At 24.4% G+C, this 16,446-nt stretch carries 16 protein-coding genes; all 16 read left to right on the top strand.

Annotated features, from left to right (window positions below; all coding sequences use genetic code 11):
* The first annotated feature begins 6 nt into the window (after window positions 1-6).
* The 16 genes from T364_RS11155 to T364_RS0108185 all read left to right on the top strand — a co-directional run bounded on the left by T364_RS11155 (window position 7) and on the right by T364_RS0108185 (window position 16,445).
* Entirely contained in the window at window positions 7-183 is a 177-nt protein-coding gene (locus tag T364_RS11155) for a hypothetical protein (protein ID WP_158413631.1), read from the top strand.
* 186 nt (window positions 184-369) lie between these two features.
* Window positions 370-1,569, top strand: coding sequence for a hypothetical protein (locus T364_RS11220; protein ID WP_211249033.1), 1,200 nt, complete (start codon window positions 370-372; stop codon window positions 1,567-1,569).
* Between the two features lie 192 nt (window positions 1,570-1,761).
* Entirely contained in the window at window positions 1,762-2,088 is a 327-nt protein-coding gene (locus T364_RS0108115; protein WP_027129138.1) for a hypothetical protein, read from the top strand.
* Window positions 2,089-2,513: 425 nt separating this feature from the next.
* Window positions 2,514-3,638, top strand: a complete 1,125-nt coding sequence (locus T364_RS0108125) for a suppressor of fused domain protein (protein WP_027129140.1) — start codon at window positions 2,514-2,516, stop codon at window positions 3,636-3,638.
* 9 nt (window positions 3,639-3,647) lie between these two features.
* Window positions 3,648-4,127: a hypothetical protein gene (locus T364_RS0108130; RefSeq protein WP_027129141.1), complete on the top strand. Its 480-nt coding sequence runs from the start codon at window positions 3,648-3,650 to the stop codon at window positions 4,125-4,127.
* Between the two features lie 15 nt (window positions 4,128-4,142).
* On the top strand, window positions 4,143-4,598 hold the full coding sequence (locus T364_RS0108135; RefSeq protein ID WP_027129142.1) for a GNAT family N-acetyltransferase: 456 nt from the start codon (window positions 4,143-4,145) through the stop codon (window positions 4,596-4,598).
* Window positions 4,599-5,021: a hypothetical protein gene (locus T364_RS0108140; RefSeq protein WP_027129143.1), complete on the top strand. Its 423-nt coding sequence runs from the start codon at window positions 4,599-4,601 to the stop codon at window positions 5,019-5,021. It begins immediately after the preceding gene.
* Between the two features lie 14 nt (window positions 5,022-5,035).
* The gene (locus tag T364_RS0108145; protein ID WP_027129144.1) at window positions 5,036-5,593 is read left to right on the top strand and encodes an RNA 2'-phosphotransferase; all 558 of its coding nucleotides are present in this window, start codon (window positions 5,036-5,038) and stop codon (window positions 5,591-5,593) included.
* 19 nt (window positions 5,594-5,612) lie between these two features.
* On the top strand, window positions 5,613-6,101 hold the full coding sequence (locus T364_RS0108150) for a hypothetical protein (RefSeq protein ID WP_027129145.1): 489 nt from the start codon (window positions 5,613-5,615) through the stop codon (window positions 6,099-6,101).
* Between the two features lie 91 nt (window positions 6,102-6,192).
* The gene (locus T364_RS0108155) at window positions 6,193-7,038 is read left to right on the top strand and encodes a DUF7638 domain-containing protein (RefSeq protein ID WP_027129146.1); all 846 of its coding nucleotides are present in this window, start codon (window positions 6,193-6,195) and stop codon (window positions 7,036-7,038) included.
* Window positions 7,039-7,047: 9 nt separating this feature from the next.
* Entirely contained in the window at window positions 7,048-7,527 is a 480-nt protein-coding gene (locus T364_RS0108160; protein WP_027129147.1) for a DUF2004 domain-containing protein, read from the top strand.
* Window positions 7,528-7,567: 40 nt separating this feature from the next.
* On the top strand, window positions 7,568-8,749 hold the full coding sequence (locus T364_RS0108165; RefSeq protein ID WP_027129148.1) for an RtcB family protein: 1,182 nt from the start codon (window positions 7,568-7,570) through the stop codon (window positions 8,747-8,749).
* Window positions 8,750-8,779: 30 nt separating this feature from the next.
* Entirely contained in the window at window positions 8,780-9,277 is a 498-nt protein-coding gene (locus T364_RS0108170; RefSeq protein ID WP_027129149.1) for an ATP-binding protein, read from the top strand.
* Between the two features lie 108 nt (window positions 9,278-9,385).
* Entirely contained in the window at window positions 9,386-12,064 is a 2,679-nt protein-coding gene (locus T364_RS0108175) for a tetratricopeptide repeat protein (protein ID WP_027129150.1), read from the top strand.
* Window positions 12,065-12,209: 145 nt separating this feature from the next.
* Window positions 12,210-14,855, top strand: coding sequence for a tetratricopeptide repeat protein (locus tag T364_RS0108180; RefSeq protein WP_027129151.1), 2,646 nt, complete (start codon window positions 12,210-12,212; stop codon window positions 14,853-14,855).
* A 228-nt stretch (window positions 14,856-15,083) separates the two neighbouring features.
* On the top strand, window positions 15,084-16,445 hold the full coding sequence (locus tag T364_RS0108185) for a toxin-antitoxin system YwqK family antitoxin (protein WP_027129152.1): 1,362 nt from the start codon (window positions 15,084-15,086) through the stop codon (window positions 16,443-16,445).
* The last annotated feature ends 1 nt before the right edge of the window (window position 16,446 follow it).

Here is a 16,446-nt window from a genome sequence, read left to right on the forward strand (position 1 = left end):
GATATTATGCTGGAGATATTTAAAATTAGTGTATCAGAACTTTATAGAAAGTCATTTAGAATAGCTATAATATTTTTATTAAATCTAGCTATTATCTTTGGAATAAATAAATTTGATATAAAAGTTGAAACCTTTACTATATTTATTCCAGTTATGTTGGGAACAGTTTTTATAGAGGAATGAAAAGGAAAAAGGGGAAAAGATATAGCAATAAATAGTTTAATCTATATAGTTATTTTCTCTTTAAATGCTTTTTTACTCTATAAACAGATAGAAATTTTAGATAGAAATGAGTTTTTAAGTAATAGTCAAATACTTTTCTTTAATCTAAAAACAGTATCTACTGATATTATAGTATCTATCTTTGTTATGGGATTTTTATATTCTTTAGTAAAAGATTTAGAGTGTAGAGTAGCTGTAATAGATATGTTTAGGTACTTTAAAGAAAAAGCTTCAAGAATTTTAGTCTTATTTTATGGAGTAATTTTTACTTTGTATATCTCTGTTTTAATATATTATGGATTAAATACTGATGTTTGCCATGATTTATTAAACTTATTTTTTCTTTTCTTTGTAACAATTTTTATTTGTTTTCTGATGTTAGTTTTTAAAAACTTTCTAATTTCAGATAGAAAAGATGAGGTTACTTATAGATTAAGAGAAAAATCTTTAGGATTTTATATGAAATCTATATTAAGTATAGGAGCAGTAATAGTTATATTTGGAACAGGATTATCTTTTTATTTTGTAATTAGTATTTTGGCAGATAAGATACTTTTATTGATAGTTTGGGGAGTATTAGTTTTATTGGTAATAACAGGATTAGAAATTTTAATTCTAAATATGTTAATTAAAATTAATGGAAGAGTTCAACCAAAATCAATGAATGTAAGAAAATTTTTCAATATTTTAATTATTAATATTATAGGGGGAATACTCTTAACAATTATTGTATTTATAGAATATAGTATTAATATGAATATAAATTTTATTCTTGAAAATGATTTCTTACATAATTTTTTACTTATTCTAATGATAAGTTTTATAGGGTTAGTTATAAATTTTCAAATACTAAGTGCTTTCATTGATAATCCACTTACTTTAGCTTTAAAAGATGGATTTTATTTAACTGCAAAATTTTTAAATCCTAAAGTTCTATTAATTTTAATAGGAGAAAATACTTTTTTAATGATTAGTATTCTAAATGGAAGTTTTACAGGGCTTATATACTTTATAAATTTAATTATATCATTTTATTTAATAGAGTTTTATTTAGATGAAAAGGAGAGTTTAATGTGTAATTACTGCTATAATATTCAACTATGGAAGAAATTTGATTCCCCAAAAGAATATTTAGACTGTATTGAATATATTAATCAACTTATAGAAAATGGTAACTTTGAATTAATTAAAGAGGAATCTACCTGTTCTCTAAACCAAGTAAAAACTGAAAAAGGTTGGGCTGATGAAATTATGGTTCATATAATACGTTGTAAACATTGTGGACAAATTTTTACTTGTGTTGTTAATACTTATAGAGGGAGTGGTTCATTTAGAAAAGGGAAATAATAAAAATAGTTTTTATAATCTTAAGTGAAAGGAAAGAATAATATAATTAAAACTCACAAGGAATATTAAATAGGAGAAAAAATGAAGAAAATCATCATTATAGGATTATTTTTTATAAACCTAATATCTTATGTTTTTTGCTATAAAATAGATTGTATAGATAACACAACAAACAATAAGGAGTGCATTAAAATGAGATGTAAGACATGCAAGGAATTAGGAAAATATGGTTATTCTAATTACCCTACAACACTTATAGAAAAAGGATTGGTTATAACTTCTTATAAAGGACATGAAATAAAATTTAAAAAAATAATTGTTAAATGTGAAGAATGTGGAGAATTATGGGCTTTTGAATATAGAGATAAAGCTTATCCAAAACTTCTTTCAAGTTTAAATAAAATTTTTGAAATTGAATATAAAAAAGGCTCTTCTAATTGTACCAGAACTGAAGATTTAGATAAAGTAATGAAAGATATTCTAGTAAATATTCCTATAACTCTTAAAGATGAAATTTAAAAATTAATTAAAATATCAAAAATAAAGGAAATGATAAAATGGGAATACAAATAATTTTAATTATATTTTTAATTATGGCTGTTTTTTATACCTTTATATACTTTCTATTTATAAGAAAATATGAAGATTTAAGAAAACTTTTTATATTGAATAAACTCTATGATATTTTTATTATAATTCCAGGATTTTTTATAGGCTTTTATAGTTTAATATTTTTTAGAATCTTAATTCTTGTAAATCTTCTAAGCATTATTTATATAGTTATTAAAGTTATTAAAAATAAAGAGCCTAAAAGAAAAATTATATATGCAATAGTTAGTCATTCAGAATGGTTAATCTTTTTTTAAAAGATTTTATATTTTAAAGATGGCCTGATAAAAAAATCAGACCACTCATTAAGATATAAAACAGAGGAGGAGATTTTTATGAGATATACTGAAAATGAAAGAATAGAGATTATAAAATTTATAGAGAAAAATTTTGGTAAAGTTGAGGAGATATATGAAATTGGATATGATAATTATTATTTAGATGTAGCTCAAATTAATCCAACAGAGGAAAAACCATATTACACACTTATAACTCTTGGAATGGGAGAATATGAGATGTATAACCAAAATAATGAAAATTTTTCAAGTTTTGCAGAGCTTATGATTTCTTTCCCTCCTGACTGGAATTTTGATGATAAAAATTATACTTGGGCAATAGATGAATTAATACAATTAACATATATTCCATTTACTTACTTTTTCGCATATGAGTGGGGACATTTAGAAAATAATTTTGAGCCTTTTAATTCTAAAACTAATTTAAGTGCAGTAACTATATTATATCCAGAAATGAAAGAAGAAAACTCTGGACTTTTAAAACTTGAAAATAGAGATTTACAATTTTATCAAATAGTTCCTTTATATGATGAGGAATATACTTTTGCTTTAAAAAATGGAATGAAAAATTTATTGTTACTAGATGTAGAGAAAAAAATAAACTATGTTGTAGATATGCAAAGAGAAAAAGTTCTTGAATATTCAGAGGAAGAAAAAGAGTTGCAAAATGATATTATGGATTCATCAGAATGGCATTTAGGAGATTACTATTCAAAAGGAATAGAGGTAGATGAGATAAATATATATAATCACTTAGCTATCTTTCTTCGTTGGTGTATGGAAAATAATTTTTTAAGTGATAATTTCTTAAAAGCTTATGGTAAAGAGTTTGAAAAATACACTTCTCAAGATTTTATTGATTTAAGAGAGTTGGTAAAATATAGGTTAAAAGGAGATTTAAGAAAATCATTCTTTAATGATGTAGGAAAAGAATTTATTAGATATTACTATGACTATGATTTTGATAATGAAGATTTTTTCCCAGGAGATATAGACAACTATGCTAAAAGAATCTTTGGAGAGGAGAAATATTATTCCCCAGAATTAAAAAGAGAAGCTTATTTATATCTAAATTTTGATGAAAAATATTATCAAGATATGAAAGAGGTTATAGATAAAGTCTATAACAAATGGTTAAAAGAGTTAGAAAGTTATAAAAATTAGGAGAATCCTATGGAAAATTATAAGATTAAAAGCAAGATAAATATTTTATCAAAAATAATAGATAGTATTTTTATAAGTTTTTCTTGCTTTGTAGTTTATTTTGGATTAAAAACAAAAGTTACTTTCTCTAAAAATAGTTATATAATTTTTACAATTTTATTGGCAATTTTTTATGGTTGGATATTTATAAGAGATTTTATTTTATATAAGACTATGAAGATTACTCATTATGAATTAATATTTTTTTATCCAATTTTAAGAAAAGAAGTTAGAATTAAGAAAAAAGATATAGAAAAAATAAAATTTATAGAAAGTGAATTTATACCTAAAATTCATCTTTATTATTACAGAGTTAAAATAATTGTAGAAGATAAAAGTTATATTATATCCTCAAGAGATTATAAAAATTTTTGGGATATATTAGATAATATAGGGACAAAATTGCCAAAAAGAACTATTGAAAGTTATAGGAGAAATACTAGATTGTAGAAAGGAAGAGATTATTTGAAAATTTTAAAAGTAGAAACTAATAAGAAAAAATATATTGATTTATTGTTATTAGCTGATGAAGAAGAAAAAATGATTGATAAATATCTTGAAAGAGGAGAAATGTATATTCTTGATGATAATGGAGTAAAGGCAGAGTGTGTTGTAACAGATGAGGGGAATGGAATATTAGAAATAAAAAATATAGCAACTTTACCTAATTGGCATAAGCAAGGTTATGGAAAGAAATTAATAGAGTTTATAATAAAAAAATATTCAAAAAATTATTTAGTCATACAAGTAGGAACGGGAGATAGTCCAACTACTATCCCTTTTTATGAAAAGTGTGGTTTTAAAAAATCTCATATTATAAAGGATTTTTTTATTAAAAATTATGATAAGCCTATAATTGAAAATGGAGTTCAATTAGTAGATATGATATATTTGAAAAAAATTTTGAAAAGAGGGGAGTAAATGAGTGAGAAAATTTATATAGAAAGAGAAAGCAAAGTTAGATTGTGGTTTGAAATGTGGTTACAAAAAGAAAATAAGGGTATAGAAAATATATTTTCAGAATCAGCAATTTATATAGAAAGTTGGGGACCTCAATATGATAATTTATCAGAAATTACTTATTGGTTTAATGAGTGGAATCAAAGAGGAACAGTAAAGAAATGGGATATATTAAAATTTACTCACAATAAAGATAAAACTCTTGTTGAGTGGAAATTTTTTTGCGAAATGAATGATGGGGAAATACAAAAGTTTGATGGTATTTCTATAATAAAATGGAATGATTTTAATAAAATTATTTATTTAAAAGAATTTGGTTGTAATGATGATACTTATAACCCTTATGAAGAAAAGAGAAAATCTAAAAAATATAATTGGTTTTAGATATAGGAGTAAAAATGAAAAAATTAGATGATGTAAAACTTGGAAAATTTTTAAGTCTTATTCTTAGACATAAACCAGAAACAATAGGAATAACTTTAGATAAAAATGGCTGGGCAGATGTAAAAGAGTTGATAGAAAAAATAAAACTTTCTGGAAGATATATTGATATGGAAATACTAGAAAAAATAGTTAGAGAAAATAATAAAAAGAGATATTCTTTTAGTGAAAATAAAGAAAAAATAAGAGCTAGTCAGGGACACTCTATTGAAGTAGAATTAAATTTAAAAGAAATGACACCTCCAACTATTCTATATCATGGAACAGCAACTAGATTTTTGGAAAGTATTAGAGAAAAAGGGATAATAAAAGGGAATAGGCAATATGTTCATCTATCTAAAGATATAGAAACAGCTAGAAATGTTGGGAAAAGACATGGAGAAGTAGTCATTTTACCAATAGATATAGAGGGCTTGAAGAAAATTGGACATAAATTTTATCTATCAGAGAATAAAGTTTGGTTAAGTGATGATATTCCAAGTAAGTATATTTTATGGGATAAGATTATTTTTTAATAAGTAGAGAGGAAAGAGAATGATTGAATTTGGTAAAGAGCATAGTAAAACCTGGATAGAACTTATGACAGCTTATCAAGATTATAAGATTAAAATTTTTAATTGGACTAAAGAAGATATAGATGTAAAATATAATGATTTACACATAGAACTCAATCAATCTTTGGTTAAAAGAGATTTACATAAAAGATTACTAATAATGGACTTTCTAAGAGGAACTGATATGTGGGACGAAAGTGTAATATTATCTGTTTTTAAAGAGTTAACTGAAATTGCTTTACATGACCAAGAAGTAATTGCGTCTTATGCAAGAATGATATTGAAAAAAATTAAACATCATTCAAAACAAATAGAAATAGCAAAGCAAGTATTTATATTAGCAGAGAAGGAAGAAAAACAAAAAGACCCAGATTATGATATTTTCCATAATGGTTATATGCTTTTATTTGATTTAGGTTATAAAAAAGAACTTCAACAGTTTATAGATAAATATAAAAATTTTATTTAAAATAAATAAAATTATAAAGGGAGTTTTATTATGAAGAATATATATTGTTATCAAAGAATTGAGGGAAGATATATCCCAGGTATTATTAAAAATGGAAATTATTTTTTTTACAACAGTAGCTCTTTATGAAAATGGTGTAATTAATTGTTGGGAAAAAGTGGAATTTCAGGATATTAAAGAAGTTATTGATAAAGATTGGTTATGTTGTGAAATTCCAAATGGAAAAAATATTTCTATTTTTGAAGTTGGAGATTATGTTATAAAATCAGCTAATTGGGAGTATAATAAAGATACATATTATAAATCTATTATAGAAAATATAAAAGAGTTAAATCCTTATATAGAAGAAATTAACAAAATAGTTAAAAAAATTCCAAAGGAAGATTATAAAAAAGAGATGATGATTACTTCTACTCCATTTAAAATGGAGCATAAATCTAAATTATATAGCTGGTTTGATGGAGATGATACTTTTATTTTTTATAATTTTGGAGAGAAATTATATTTAACTACCTTAATAGCTTATGAGGATAAAACTTTTAAAATTGGAATGTTAGAGGAAAAATATTTTTCTTTAGAAGAAATAAAAGAGATGTTTGATAAAAATATTCTTACAACAGAGGTAAAAGATAGATTTTTTATAAAAGATTTTGCAGAGATAGAAATAGAAAAAATTAATTATTTTGTAGAAAAAAGCCAAAAATTTAAAGAAGTAGAAGATATGATGAAAAAAGTTTGTGAAGAAGAAACAACTCTTGAATTATGTAGAGAAGCATATTTTGAGTATTTGGCTGACCCTTGTGATTATACAAAAGAGAAATTAAGAAAAACTTATGAAGCTGTTCCTGAACATGAAAGAATGTATTTAGGGGATATGGATTCTAAAGATTGGGACTACCAAAGAATTTTATATTCTGATAAAAAAAGAGAAGTATAAGGAGGAACTATGGATATAAAATATTTTAAAAATGTGGATTTTAATACTGATTATCTTGAAACTAGAATAGAATTTCAAAATAGGGAAATAGAGCTTGATATAAATACTGATGTAGTTCTTGGAAAAGATAGTTGGGTAAAAGAATACGAAGAATATATTTCTAAATTAGAAGTTTTTAAAGAAAAAATTGATAAAGAGATTATAAAAGATTTTGAAAATGATGGAATAACAAAAGAATGGGTTGATTTTCATTTGGAAGAATTAGGAGAAGCTATTGAAGAAGAAAGATTACTTGAAAGGTGTGATAAAAAATTATCTTTAGATAGGCAAGTTCTTTCAATAATAAAACTTAGAAGAATAGGAATTTATCCTGAATATGAAGATTATGCTATTTGGGATTATATTCTTGATGATGAGATAAGTGATGAAATTTTAGTTATAGTTACTGATAAAAATGGAGAAATAGTAGATATTACTTGGGAAAGTTAAAATTTCATTTCTCCATTAAGTTAGAGATGGAGGATAATTTATGTATAAAATAATGTCAAATAATTTGACTGATTATGAAGCTATAAATCAGATAGAAGAAATTAATAGAATATTTAATGATAATAATATAGTAATTATGCCAGACTATCATGCTGGAAAAGGTTGTGTAGTAGGAACTACTATGCTGATAACTGATAAAGTTTGCCCTAATCATGTAGGTGTAGATATTGGTTGTGGAATAGCTGGATATAAAATAGATAAAAGATATTTTAAATTTCATATAGAGAAATTAAAAGAGTTAGATGATATAATAAGAAAAAATATTCCAAGTGGTTTATCAATAAATAAGAGAAAATCAAAATTTATACCTAAAGGTTATGAGATAAAATTAAGAGCTAAGGTAGATAGACAGGCTATGGATAGAGCTTATTTAAGTTTAGGAACTCTTGGTGGAGGAAATCATTTTATAGAAGTAGGAGAAAATGAAGAGTGTTATATTCTATTTGTTCACTCTGGAAGTAGAAATTTAGGAGTTCAAGTAGCAAGTTATCATCAAAATATCGCAATAGATACTTGTAATAAAGAGAGAGTAGAGTATATTTATAATATAACTAAAAATGTAACTCCAGAAGAAAGAGAAAAAATGATAGAGGAATATAAGAAAGAAAATCCTCATATTCCTAATCCAAGCTGTTATTTAAAAGAAAGTTATTTAGAAGATTATCTTTTTGATATGAGAGTTATGGAAGAGTTTGCTTGTTTAAATAGAGAGATAATGATAAAAACTATTTTAGAAAAGTTGGATATTCCCTTTGTTAAAGGAAATTATATAGAGAGTACTCATAATTATATAGAGGATTATAAAGGACTTCATATTTTAAGAAAAGGTGCTACATCAGCTAAAAAGAATGAAAGAGTTATAATTCCTTTAAATATGAGAGATGGAATTATCATAGGAATAGGAAAGGGTAATCCAAAATGGAACTATTCAGCTCCACATGGTGCTGGAAGGATTCTTAGTAGAAAAAAGGCTAAAGAAAATCTATCTTTAGATGAGTTTAAAGAAACTATGGAAGGAATATTTACTACCTGTATATCTAATAGTACCTTAGATGAATCTCCTATGGCTTATAAACCTATGGAAGAGATTTTAGAAGTTATTGGAGATACTATTGAAATAGAGGAGATAGTAAAACCAATTTATAATTTTAAAGCTAATTAAAATTTTAAAATTAAATTGTGGAGAATAGAAATGAAAAAATTATATATAATTAAAGGAACAATGGGAATTGGAAAAACAACTGTATCAAAGTTATTAAAAAATTCTTTAGATAGAAGTGTTTTTTTAGATGGAGATTGGTGTTGGGATATGTCTCCTTTCATAGTAAATGAAGAAACTAAAAAAATGGTTATTGATAATATAATTTATCTTTTAAATAATTTTTTAAAATGTAGTGAATACAAGAATATAATTTTTTGTTGGGTATTAAATTTAAAAGAAGTAGAGAAAGAAATATTAAGTAGGTTAAATTTAGAAAAAGTAGAAGTATTTTCTATTTCTTTAGTATGCAATGAGATAGAATTAGAGAAAAGATTAAAAAAAGATATAGAACTAGGATTACGAAAAGAAGAAATTATACTGAAAAGTAAGGAGAGATTAAAAGATTATAAAAATCATGAGGGGATAAAAATAGAAGTTTCTAATTTAACTCCTGTTGAAATAGTAAATATAATAAAAAATATAAAATAAGATTAAAAAAACTACAAAATAAAAATAGAAAAATTATTTAAAAATGAGAAAATTTTATATTAAACTAAAAAATAATATATAATTTTAAAGATAATTAAGGAGAACTCTATGGGAATTTTAACTAAGAAAATAATTAAAGAATTAGAAAAACAAGAATATGCAGTTGATGTCCTACCAATACTAGATAAATTTCAAGTTAAAAACAACTATTCTGATGAAGAGATGGATAATGATTTAGATGTTGCCCTTTGGAGAGCCTATGCTTATAATAATGTTAATAAATATGAGTTTTTTGAATTGACAGAAAAAACTCTTTCTAAAGTTAAAGAAGAAGGAATAAATAATAGTGAGTGGTGTTGTACATATGCTTGTGCAATAGTTTATTTAAGAAGATTTGAAGAAGCTTTAGAATATTGTAAAAGAGCAGTAGAATTAAATCCTAAATATCCATGGGCTTGGTTAGAACTAGCAAAACTTTATTATAAGTTTAATTTATTAGATGAAGCTTATAAAGCAATAGAAACTGGACTTCAATTAAGACCTAATGATTATACTTTTTTAACTTTAAAAGATGATATAGATAATGATAGAGGATTTGCTTTTTGTCTTACTCATTATGTTGATGAAGAAGTAGATAATGATGAATCAGAAGACGACCTTCTTAATATTGATGATGAGAAGCTATACAATGAATTTTTAAGTAGAAGTGATATAGAAAAAGAAATTATTATTTTAGATGAATTAGAAAAATTCCAAGAAATAATAGATTTAATTAATTCTCTTCCTAATGAAAAACTAACAGCTGGAGTCTTATATTCTCTTTCTAAAGCATATAATAATAATTCTGAACCAGAAGAAGCTATAAAAGTTTTACTTAGACTGAAAGCTAATGAAGAGAATACAGCTCTTTGGAATCATAGAATGGCTTATTCTTATTTATGTTCAAATAATTTAGAGGAAGCTGAAAAATATATTGTAAAAGCCTTAGAAATAGAGCCTGAAAGAAAAAATTCAATAATGATGTATAGATTAATATGCTCAAAGATAGGAAATAGTAAAGTTGAATCTGGAGAATCTGAAGTTGGATTAAAATACCTTTTAAAAGCTAGAGATTTAGCAACTGATGAAGAAACTATTATTTTAACTGAAAGAGATTTAGGCTGGGCATACGACCATATAAAAGAATATGAAAAGGCATATAATCACTTACAAAATGTTGTTGCTTTAGGAAGAGATGATATTTGGTTACATTCTGAATTAGGATTTTGTTTAGGTGGATTAGAAAAATATCAAGAAGCTATAAAACATTTTGAAAAAGCTATTGAAATGGGAAGAAATGACGATTGGATATATGCAAGACTTGGAACTATGTATGAAAGATTAGAAAATTATGATAAAGCTTTAGAAATTTTCTTAAAAGGACTTGAAGCTGAAGAAAAAAATTCAGAAATTTGGTTACTTTCAGAGATAGCTTGGATTTATAATAATAAAAAATCAGATTTTTCTAAGGGATTTGAATATTTAGAAAAAGCTAAAAAATTAGGTAGAGATGATATTTGGATAAATTCAGAATTTGGTTGGTTATATAATCATTTAAAAGATTATCTAAAGGGATTAAAACATATATTGAGAGCTAAAGAGTTAGGAAGAGATGATGAATGGATTAATTATGAAGTTGGATTTTCTCTTAATAGAATGAATAGAGAGGAAGAAGCACTAGAATATTTATTAAAATCTGAAAAATTAGGTAAAAATGATGAATGGCTTTACTCTGAAATTGGATATTGTCTTGATTGTTTAAATAGATATGAGGAAGCTTTTCCTTATTTAATAAAAGCTAGAGATAAAAGAGATGATGAGTGGATTAATTCTGAAATAGGTTATTGTTTAAATAGATTAGATAGATACGAAGAAGCTATTTTATATTTACAAAAAGCTAAGACTTTAGGAAGAAAAGATGATTGGTTATTTACTGAAATAGGATTTTGCTTAAAAAATTTAGAAAGATATGAAGAAGCTTTAGAATATCTATATAAAGCTGAAGAATTAGGAAAAGATAATGATTGGATTAATGTTGAAATAGCTGAATGTTTAACAGAAATGGATAAGTTAGAAGAAGGAATTATAAGACTTAAAAAAGCTCTTACTTATGAAGATTGTGATAAACTTTATATAAACTCTGAAATAGGAAGAATATTAGGAATAGAGGAAAATTATGAAGAAGCTTTAAAATATTTATATGAAGCTGAAAAATTAAAAAGTGATGATACTTGGGTTCTTTCAGAAATAGCTTGGAACATATTAAATATAGCTGATGAAATGGAAAGTAGTAAAGATAAGTTAGAGAATTATAAAAAAGGATTGGAATATTTAATTAAAGCTCAAGAGTTAGGAAAAGATGATAAATGGATTAATGGACAAATTGGGTTTGCTTATATGAAACTTGAAAAATTTAAAGAAGCCATAAAATATTTTGAAAAAGCTAGATTTATAGAGCCTGATGATGAGTGGATATTATATAATTTAGGGGCAACTTATAGAAAGTTTGGAGAAATATCAAAGGCAATAGAGTTATTAAATATAGTTTTAGAAATAGGAGAATTTAAAGGTTGGACAGAATTAGAACTTGCTTGGTGTTATGCTCTAATTGATGAAAAAGAAAAAGCACAAAAATATTTAGAGGAAGTTGATTTATATATTGGAGGAGAAATTGCAAAATCTTTAGAAATTAAAAAAGAGTATGATACAGTTAAACAATTAATTTCTAATAAAAGTTTTTTATCTTGAAATTATCTAAAGTAAAAGATTTTTATATAAAGATATGTTAATTTAAAATCTTTTATAAATAATTGACTTTACTCTAAAATTAAATTATACTTTAATATAAAATAAATGTATAATATTTAAAAATTAATTAAGGGAGGTTATACTTATGTCACTGGTAACTAAAGAATGGGCTAAAGAATTTGAAGAAGCAGAATATCTTGATGAAATAATAAAAGGATTAGAAGCCTTACAAAAAGAGAATAATTATACAGATGAAGAGATGGATAATGATTTAGATGTTGCCCTTTGGAGAGCTTATGTTTATAACAATATGGATATGTATGAATATTATGAACTTTCAGAAAAAACTCTTGCTAAAGTGAAAGAAGAAGGTGTAAAAAGTGGAGTTTGGTGTTATAGATATTCTTGTGCATTAGTTTACCTTAGAAGATTTGATGAAGCTTTAGAATATAGTAGATTAGGGACTAAGATAGAGCCTAATTATCCTTGGGGTTGGTTACAACTTGGAAGACTATGTTATAAATTTAATCTTTTAGATGAAGCTTTTAGAGCTATAGATAAAGGATTGGAGCTTGTACCAAATGATTATGAATTTTTAACATTAAAAGATGATATAGAAAATGATAGAGGATATGCTTATGCAAACTCTCACTATATAAATGAAGAAGCAGATAAAAACCTAGAAGAAAGATTAATAAATATTGATGATGAAAATTTATATAATCAATTTTTAAATAAAAGTGATTTAGAGAAAAAGTTAGATATGTTACATAAGGATAATCAACATAAAGAAATTATCAATATAATTACCTCTCTTCCAAAAGAAGAATTAACTTATGATATTCTTGGAAAACTTGCAAGAGCATATAATAATAATGATGAATATGAAAAAGGAATGGAGATTTTACTTTCATTAAAAGATGAGGGAGAAAATACATCTCTTTGGAATTTTCGTATAGGATATTCTTGTTATTATTCTGGAAAACTTGAAGAAGCTCAAAAATATTTTGAAAGATGTTTAGAGCTAAATCCTGATGAACCAGATGGAGATACTCTTTTAAGATATACTTATTCTGATTTAGGAAATAAAAAAATAGAAGAGGGAAAAAACGAAGAAGCTATAGAGTATTTTAAAAAAATATTATCTATTGCAAAAGATGATGAAGGAATTATCTATGGAGAATCTGAACTAGCTTGGGCATATGACTATATGAAAGAATATGAAAAAGCCTATGAACATTTACAAAAAGTAGTAGAGTTAGGAAGAGATGATATTTGGTTACACTCTGAATTAGGATATTGTTTATCAGGATTAAATAGATTTGAAGAAGCTGCTGAAGAATATAAGAAAGCTATAGAGCAAGGAAGAGAAGATAGTTGGATATATGGAAGATTGGGATTAGCTTATAGAGAATTAGAAAAATATGACGAAGCTATGGAAAGTTACCAAAAAGGTTTAGAAATAGATTCGGAAGATATTTACATTACTTCTGAAATAGCTTGGATATATGATAATGTAAAAAATGATATTGAAAAAGGGTTAGAATATCTTAATAAAGCTAAAGAACTAGGAAGAGATGATATTTGGATAAATTCAGAATTTGGTTGGGTGTATAATCATATTAGAGAAAATGAAAAAGCTTTATTATATATAGAAAAAGCTATGGAATTAGGAAGAAATGATGAATGGATTTATTTTGAAAAAGGTTATGCTCTTGCTAGAATAAATAAAATAGAGGAAGGAATAGAGTGTTATAAAAAAGCTAAAGAATTGGGAAAAAATGATGTAGGAGTCAATGCTGAAATTGGATATTGGCTAAATGCTTTAGGAAAAAATCAAGAAGCTCTTGAGTATTTAGAGATAGCCAAAGAATTATTAGGAAAAGATGATTCATGGATAGATTCAGAAATAGGTTTTTCTTTAAATAGGCTAGATAGATATGAAGAAGCTGTTTTATATTTACAAAAAGCTAAATCTTTAGGAAGAGAAGATGAGTGGATATTTACTGAAATAGGTTTCTCATTAAAGAAATTAAAAAAATATGAAGAAGCTTTAGAAAATTATTTAAAAGTAGAAGAATTAGGAAGAAATGATGATTGGATAAATGTAGAGATAGCTGAATGTCTTGGAGAATTAGGAAATATAGAAGAAGCCATTATAAGATTAAAAAAAGTACTTACATTTGAAAATTGTGATAAAATATTGATAAATTCTCAAATAGGATATTTATATGGAAAACTAAATAAATCTAAAGAAGCTTTAAAATATCTATTTGAAGCTGAAAAACTTGGAAGAAAAGATATTTGGTTGTATTCAGAAATAGGTTGGAATTTATCAGATGATTCTACAAAATATAATGAAGCTTTTGAGTATCTTAATAAGGCAATAGAATTAGGAAGAGATGATAACTGGATTTTTGGACAAATAGGATTTGTTTCATCAAAACTTAATAAGAAAAAAGAAGCACAAAAATATTTTGAAAAAGCTTTATTTATAAATCCAGATGATACTTGGGTTGCATATCATTTAGGTGTGGTTTATAGAAAAGGTGGAGAAGTTCAAAAAGCTATAGAAGTTTTAGAAAATAGTTTAGAGAACACATTATTTAAAGGTTGGGTAGAATTAGAACTTGCTATTTGCTATGCTTTAATAGAAGATAGAGAAAAAGCTCAAAAATATTTAGAGATTGCTGAATCATTTATAGGAGGAGAAAAAGAAAATTCTTCTGATGTAAAAAAAGATTTCGATATGGTAAAACAATTATTACAACCACTAAATTTATTATCATAATTTAATATGAAAAGAGTTGATAGAAAACAGAACTTATCAACTCTTTTTTATATAAAAATAACTTATTTTTATCTTTTAATTATAATAAAAATATGATATAATACTCAACAGAAAAACATATTTTTACAATGCTAAGAGAGGTGATGCCCAAAGTAAAATTATTTTAAAAAGAATAATTTTATTATGGGTATTTTTTTTATTAAAAAATATTTAATTATGGAGGAGAATATGGAAAATCAAAAAAGTATTGTACTAGATTATTTAGAAAGTGGTTTAAAGAAAAAGAATGAGATAATGTTTAATTTAAAAAATATGGAGAAATTTAATTTTTCTAAAAATAAAATTTATATCTTTATTTTTCTGCATATTGTTACTATATTAGGATTTTATATAATATTTTATATAATTAGTGAACCTGTTTTTTATTATAAAAATTTTATGGAATATATATTAAGCCCTGTATTGTCTGTAATTAATATTATAGCAATTATATATATGATTGCACTTATTATAACATTAAAACAAAGAGTAATTAAAATATATTTTGATAACTCATATATAAAAATAAAATTATTTAAAAAAGTATATTTTGATGATATTGCAACAATTAGAGTTTCTCAAATAAAAAATAAAGTAGAGATAGGGATAATAAAGTATAATGGAGAAAACATCACTTTAGATACAGAAATAAAAAATCCTAACTCTATTCAAAAAATTACAAAAGAAGATGAAAATTTTGAAAAATTTTTAGTAATATTAAAAGAAACTTTTAAAGAAAAGCTTATAGTGGAGGAATATCAGAGAGAAGCTACTAAAAAATCTATTTTAAAAATTATCGGAAAAGTTATAGTTGTATATATTATAATAAATTTACTTTCATCTCTAACTAGTAAAATGATGACAAATTATACAAGAGGAAAAGATTTTTCGAGAAATGGTGTTGAGATTGAAACTTATGATGGTGGATATGCAGAAATTCCTTATAAATACGGACAAAGAAATGGAATAGCAAAATATTATACAAGTGATAAAAGACTTGAAAAAGAGGTTGAATATAAAAAAGGAGAAAGAGTATTTGAAATTGAATATGATAAAAATGGAAAACTTTATATGGAAACAAAATATAAAAATGATAAAATAGAACATCATCAAAGTTACTATCCAAATGGAAATATAGATATGGAATTTATACATGAAGATAATTATTGTAAAGAGAAATATTATTCAGAAGATGAAGTTCTTGTTAAAGAGGAAAATTATAAAGATGAGAAACCTCATGGAAAAAGAACTGTTTATTATCCAAATGGAAAAACTTTTATAGAACTAGAATATAATATGGGAAAAGTAGTTTGGCCTATTAAGGTTTATGATAAAGATGGAAAATTAAAATTAGAAGAAGTAGCAAGAAGTTCAGATAATTTTATTGAAAGAAAAATATATAATAATGATGGAAAACTTAAAGATACACAAATTATTAAAAAAGAAGATTTAGAAGTTTGGGAAATATATTATAATAAAATTCGTGCTCTTAACTACTTTACACAAAAAGGAGTTATGGAAAAGGAAATTGAACTTTTAGAAAAAATATAGA

This window comes from Fusobacterium perfoetens ATCC 29250, from assembly GCF_000622245.1.
Classification (GTDB): domain Bacteria; phylum Fusobacteriota; class Fusobacteriia; order Fusobacteriales; family Fusobacteriaceae; genus Fusobacterium_B; species Fusobacterium_B perfoetens.

Bases quoted from the DNA above. Each gene is read 5' to 3' on its own strand.
- T364_RS0108170 (WP_027129149.1), top strand. From the start codon at position 8,780: ATGAAAAAATTATATATAATTAAAGGAACAATGGGAATTGGAAAAACA.
- T364_RS0108175 (WP_027129150.1), top strand. From the start codon at position 9,386: ATGGGAATTTTAACTAAGAAAATAATTAAAGAATTAGAAAAACAAGAA.
- T364_RS0108180 (WP_027129151.1), top strand. From the start codon at position 12,210: ATGTCACTGGTAACTAAAGAATGGGCTAAAGAATTTGAAGAAGCAGAA.
- T364_RS0108140 (WP_027129143.1), top strand. From the start codon at position 4,599: ATGAGTGAGAAAATTTATATAGAAAGAGAAAGCAAAGTTAGATTGTGG.
- T364_RS11220 (WP_211249033.1), top strand. From the start codon at position 370: ATGGGATTTTTATATTCTTTAGTAAAAGATTTAGAGTGTAGAGTAGCT.
- T364_RS0108165 (WP_027129148.1), top strand. From the start codon at position 7,568: ATGTATAAAATAATGTCAAATAATTTGACTGATTATGAAGCTATAAAT.
- T364_RS11155 (WP_158413631.1), top strand. From the start codon at position 7: ATGCTGGAGATATTTAAAATTAGTGTATCAGAACTTTATAGAAAGTCA.
- T364_RS0108145 (WP_027129144.1), top strand. From the start codon at position 5,036: ATGAAAAAATTAGATGATGTAAAACTTGGAAAATTTTTAAGTCTTATT.
- T364_RS0108130 (WP_027129141.1), top strand. From the start codon at position 3,648: ATGGAAAATTATAAGATTAAAAGCAAGATAAATATTTTATCAAAAATA.
- T364_RS0108155 (WP_027129146.1), top strand. From the start codon at position 6,193: ATGGAAATTATTTTTTTTACAACAGTAGCTCTTTATGAAAATGGTGTA.
- T364_RS0108115 (WP_027129138.1), top strand. From the start codon at position 1,762: ATGAGATGTAAGACATGCAAGGAATTAGGAAAATATGGTTATTCTAAT.
- T364_RS0108185 (WP_027129152.1), top strand. From the start codon at position 15,084: ATGGAAAATCAAAAAAGTATTGTACTAGATTATTTAGAAAGTGGTTTA.
- T364_RS0108150 (WP_027129145.1), top strand. From the start codon at position 5,613: ATGATTGAATTTGGTAAAGAGCATAGTAAAACCTGGATAGAACTTATG.
- T364_RS0108160 (WP_027129147.1), top strand. From the start codon at position 7,048: ATGGATATAAAATATTTTAAAAATGTGGATTTTAATACTGATTATCTT.
- T364_RS0108125 (WP_027129140.1), top strand. From the start codon at position 2,514: ATGAGATATACTGAAAATGAAAGAATAGAGATTATAAAATTTATAGAG.